The sequence below is a fragment of the Vibrio sp. 10N.222.52.C3 genome (genome assembly GCF_041474195.1).
Lineage (GTDB): Bacteria > Pseudomonadota > Gammaproteobacteria > Enterobacterales > Vibrionaceae > Vibrio > Vibrio crassostreae_C.
In genome coordinates this window covers 1-5,258 of sequence record NZ_JBFRTQ010000184.1, presented here as the reverse complement: position 1 = coordinate 5,258, position 5,258 = coordinate 1, and the positions used below count along the sequence as shown (strand labels likewise).

The window sequence follows — 5,258 nt, the reverse complement described above, 5'->3', positions numbered from 1 at the left end:
ATTTGTGTATAAGAGACAGCCTAATAAGGTGCCTTTTGTCATTTCTTTATCTAAGCAACGCTATTTAGCTTAGGTTTTAACTCTTTTCGCGTCAAAGTTTCACTGTAATCATGACTGAAGTGGTCAACTTGAATCGCTGCGTAGCGAAGTTTGTCTGCTGCAACAATTTGGTCGACTTCTTCTTGTGTCAGAACATCAGCTGCAAGTGCTTGAGCCAGTTTATCCGCAAGCAAGCCTTTACGAGCCACTTTGCCCTCTTTCACTGCTTTGAAGATCTTACGCTCCAGAGGCTTGATGCTGTACATCGCATTGAAAGCATTCTCCATAAGGCCAACACTATCATCTTCCTCTTTGCCAATGTAACAAAGGTGAGTCAGACGTTCACGGTGTGCTCCCGGAGTCATCAAGCTTTCTGCTAGTTGAACTGTTAGGTTATCACTCGGTTTCTCGAAGTGGTTACCGACAGGGAAAACTAGACCTTTAAGTACTTTACCCACCATCTTGTTCGGGAAGTTTCTGTACGCTTCTTGTAGCGACTTAGCCGCATTATGGAAACAGTGTTGAACCGCGTAGTGTACGTAGTCTAGGTCAGCTTGTTGGCGACCTTCGTCTTCATACTTCTTAAGTGCAGCAGACGCCATGTATAGGTAACTTAGACCATCACCCAAACGTGCCGAGATAAGCTCTTTACGTTTCAGTTCACCACCTAGCGTCAGCATTGCGAAATCCGCACTGACAGCAAGCGCACGGCTTAAACGAGTCAGGTCTTGGTAGTAAGGTTTAGTTGGGCTGCTCATGTCGGCTTTAATGAACTTAGAGCCAGTTAGTGCCGCACCAAAAGCACCGAACGTGTTTTTAGTTGCGTGTGAGATGTGCTTGAACAACAAGCTATCAAAGTCTTTTGCACCTTGCTTCTCATCTGGGTTCGCTGCCGCTTCCATTTCGCTCAATACGTATGGGTGACAACGTGTCGCACCTTGACCGAAGATCATCAGGTTACGAGTTAGGATGTTCGCACCTTCTACTGTGATAGCAACTGGAATACCTAGGTAAGGCGCAGCCAAGTAGTTCATTGGGCCATCTTGAATTGCACGACCTGAATGGATATCCATTGAGTCATTCAGAATAGTACGTGCCATCTCTGTCATGTGATATTTCGCGATAGCCGTTACGATACCCGGCTTCTCTTTCATATCAAGTGAAGTAGTTGTCAGTGTACGAGTCGCTTCTAGTAGATACGTTAAACCACCAATACGGCCTAAGCTCTCAGCAACACCTTCAAATTTACCAATCGACATACCGAACTGCTTACGAACGTAAGCGTACGCACCAGTGGTTTTCGCCGTTAGGTGGCCCATCGCCGTGCCAAGTGCGGGTAATGAGATACCACGACCTGCAGACAGACATTCCACCAGCATACGCCAGCCTTTACCTGCGTAATCGGCACCACCGATTAACCATTCCATAGGAATAAATACATCGTGACCGCGTGTTGGACCATTCATAAACGCAAGACCAAGTGGGTCATGACGCTCACCAATCACAACACCTTCGTGGTCAGCCGGGATTAGCGCACAAGTGATGCCAATGTCTTCTTTGTCACCCAGTAGCTTTTCTGGATCGTGCAGTTTGAAAGCCAGACCAAGTACCGTCGCCACTGGTGCTAGTGTAATGTAGCGTTTGTTCCAGTTAAGCTTGATACCTAGCGTCTCTTTACCTTCGTGCATGCCCATGCACACAGTACCGACATCAGGGATACCACCCGCATCAGAACCCGCTTCAGGGCCTGTTAGTGCGAAACATGGGATATCTGTACCGTCAGCAAGACGAGGTAGCCAGTAGTCTTTTTGATCTTGAGTACCGTAATGAGACAGCAGCTCACCAGGGCCCAGAGAGTTTGGAACCATTACCGAAACCGCGGTACTAATACTACGCGTCGCAATTTTAGTTACGATGGTAGAGTTAGCGTGCGCCGAAAATTCACGACCACCATACCCTTTCGCGATAATGAGCGAGAAGAAACGCTCTTTGCGTAAGAAGTTCCACACCTCTTCAGGAAGGTCTCGATCTTCTTTTACAATTTTGTGGTCATCAAGCATAGCGAGCAAAGTTTCAAGTTCATTATCCATGAACGATTGCTCTTCTGCTGTCAGCTGAGGTTTTGGGTACTGGTGAAGCTTAGTGAAATCTGGTTTACCAGAAAACAGCTCTCCGTCCCACCACACGCTACCCGCTTCCATCGCTTCTTTCTCGGTGCTAGATAGTGGTGGTAGTACTTTTTTAAAGAGTTTAAAAGCTGGGTCACTTACCCATTTTTGTCTTAGAGAGCTCATAGTTCAGATCCTTTTGTTCACTATATTGTTTGTGAATATTTTGCTTTTTATTGTTTTATTCTTTTGCTGACATGCCAGCGGCCAAAAATGGAATGAGAATATCGACCACTGCCTTCGCATCTATCTTTCTGTCATAGTCATTCTCTGCAATTTCTATTAGAGCTTGGCTAGATGCCATGGTGAATACACAAGTCCCTAGGGTGAAGTGCAATCGCCAAAATAACTGTTCTTGAGTGAGGTTCGGGTTGGCTTTCATTACTGACGTTGTAAACAAAGAAAGTACTTCGCTATAACGGGTAGTAATGAACCAACGCAAGTGTCCTTGCACATCTGTATAGCCTCTGCCGATAAGTAACATGAACCGGCTTGTACCATTTGGCCTAACATCATTAAGTGCTCTTAGTGGCTGTCTCAGAGACTCAAACACGTCACTCATAGAATACGTTTCGTTCAAGTTTAAGTTCACTAATGCATCTTGCAGTGCTGGCATAAATGCTTCTAAGTAACGATTGAGTACCGCACGAACCAGAGTCTTCTTATCGCCAAAGTGATAGTTCACTGAAGCTAAGTTGACATTCGCTTTACTCGTAATCGTACGTAAAGAGGTGTCATTAAAACCGTGCTCAGCAAATAAGCCTTCAGCCACATCTAAGATTTTGTCTTTGGTTGTACTTCTTGGTGCCATTTCAATCACTCGTATTAAACAACTGTTTGAAATATACGCTTAGTACATTTATTTAACAAGCAAGCAACATCACATTTTCACAAATTGGTCGTACCAGTTAATAAAACTCAGCACTAACCGATTGAATCGCTGTGTGTTTACAAAAAAAGAAAAAAATAATGAATTTTCTTGGAACTGAAATGGAAATGGTGGGTCATAAATTATATAGAAAACAGCGTATTTAGAAGTTTAACAGGCCGTCAAACTTGTTCTTCTCACTGCTTTCTTAATTACTGCATTTTCCTTATTAACTCCTATACTTGTATCCGCCCAAACCACGTTGGTTTGGGCTTTTTTTTGTGTGTTGTTCCGATACCTTTTCTTTAGCAGGTACTCGACACAAAAAAGCCCCCGAAATCGAGGGCTTTTCTTACGTTAAACGTTAGAACCTTTCACATTATCTAATTAAGCAGCATCATTTTTTATCAGCTCTCCCAGCACGGCTAGGCCATTACCTAGGTCAACCGAACCACCTAGTTCAGTCGCAATCCCCTCAACAACGATAGTTTGGACATCATCCCCTCCATTGATTGGAATGGACAACGCGATATCTTCTCCGTCGACAGAGACCTCAATCGCATCAAGTAGCTCGGCCATTTGAGTCTCATCTTGAGGGTCTTCGACCAAATCATTGAGGTCAATCAGATCCCCAGAACCACCTGTATAAAGCTCGAAATCTTTAATAATATCAGTACCGTTGTCGAGCGCAGAGTCTAGCCAAGTGAAAATGTTGTTTCCGCTATCTCCAATCAGCAGATCGTTGCCTGACTCGGCATACAAAGGTTCATTACTCGCAGCACTAATAACGTTATATTGCTGCGGTTCTTCGATATCTATGGTGACCGTCTCTACCGTGCTTTCTGCACCATTAGAGTCGACCGCGACATAATCAAACTGCGGGTCTTCGGTTACTGCCTCGTTACCTTGGACATAGCGTAACTCCCAACTGCCCCCTGTCGATGACAGCTCCATCCCAACAATCGGATTGTCTGGTGAAGAATAACTAAAATCATACAGAATTTGGCTATTCCCCGTATCTCCTGGATCTTTTTGATATTGCTCCGTCTGAGTCGTGCCATCAGCAAAGGTATAGAGCACTTCAACATAAACATTGCTATCAGTGTTAAATGAACCACCCAACCCATCTAAACCAAAATCAACAACCTCTAATGGATTATTAGTAAAGTCGAGGACCAAGGTCTCCTGTTTGTTCATGCCTCTACCGTCTGTATCACCGATACCAAAGCCGACATGAGGTTGCTCACCTTGATACTGTTTCAACGGTTTATTATTGTTATCTTCGATCGTTAATGTAATCGTATTACCGTTATCTAGCGTAATAAGTCTCTCTGTTGGTGAAACTTCCACACCCCAATTATAGAAACCATCAACAAGCTCTGGCATATCCTCAGGATCGCCACTAAAGCCCATTTCAAACATTTCTCCAGGCCCGGCAACGAAGCTGATATTGTTCGGAACAAACAACTCACCGTTATCAACATCAGACTGTACAATTTCTCTCGTGACGCCATTTTCGTCGGTATACAAGAGGCTGCCGTTGGTTGGCAAACTTTCGATTCGAATATTAAGTGGAATGTCGTCATGGTCATCTTCTATATCTGAGATGTAATCAGGCATGCCGCCATCTTCAGAATCGAAGAGAATAGGTATAATCGCGTCCTCATCATTAACGACCGTAAAGCTGGTCGCTTCAGGTGCGTCATTGACACCATTGATTGTTATCTCGATAACATGCTCTACACCATCGATCGCGGTTACCACATATCTTTCAATAACCGTGTCATCATCATTCAAGTATTGAACCGCATCGTTATCAACGACATAACTCCATGCGCCCTCTGGAGTAATCGTTAACATACCCAAAGCAAGTGCATAAGTAGACCCAATAGGGGTAAACACACCATTAGGTTTAAAGGCGGGCATGTCACTCGTGTCGACATCAGTAATCGTTAAAGTACCTGACGCTGAAAGTTCGTTAGTATCAGGATCGACATTAACATCTTCCGTCACCTCACCCAGGTCAGAATCACCTTCACCAACGGTAATCTCAGATGGATCATCGGCACCATTGATGGTGATGGTCACTTCGCTTGTGGTTCCGTCAATCGCAGTAACCGTGTAAACCTCAGTAACGAACTCATCGTCATCAAGATATTGCACTTCATCGTTATCTACAACGT

General features: G+C 44.3%; 3 protein-coding genes. All 3 read right to left on the bottom strand.

All coding sequences use genetic code 11. From position 1 onward, the window contains the following. Nucleotides 1–50 precede the first annotated feature (50 nt). The gene (locus tag AB4517_RS21610) at nt 51–2,333 is read right to left on the bottom strand and encodes an acyl-CoA dehydrogenase (RefSeq protein ID WP_372149914.1); all 2,283 of its coding nucleotides are present in this window, start codon (nt 2,331–2,333) and stop codon (nt 51–53) included. A gap of 55 nt (nt 2,334–2,388) precedes the next feature. Next, the gene (locus AB4517_RS21605) at nt 2,389–3,018 is read right to left on the bottom strand and encodes a TetR/AcrR family transcriptional regulator (RefSeq protein WP_017060390.1); all 630 of its coding nucleotides are present in this window, start codon (nt 3,016–3,018) and stop codon (nt 2,389–2,391) included. 444 nt (nt 3,019–3,462) lie between these two features. Next, nucleotides 3,463–5,258 (bottom strand): VCBS domain-containing protein (locus tag AB4517_RS21600; RefSeq protein WP_372149912.1); only part of this gene is annotated, 1,796 nt, incomplete at its 5' end.

Coding starts and splice junctions, on each gene's coding strand:
- AB4517_RS21610 (WP_372149914.1), bottom strand. CDS start 2,333: ATGAGCTCTCTAAGACAAAAATGGGTAAGTGACCCAGCTTTTAAACTC.
- AB4517_RS21605 (WP_017060390.1), bottom strand. CDS start 3,018: ATGGCACCAAGAAGTACAACCAAAGACAAAATCTTAGATGTGGCTGAA.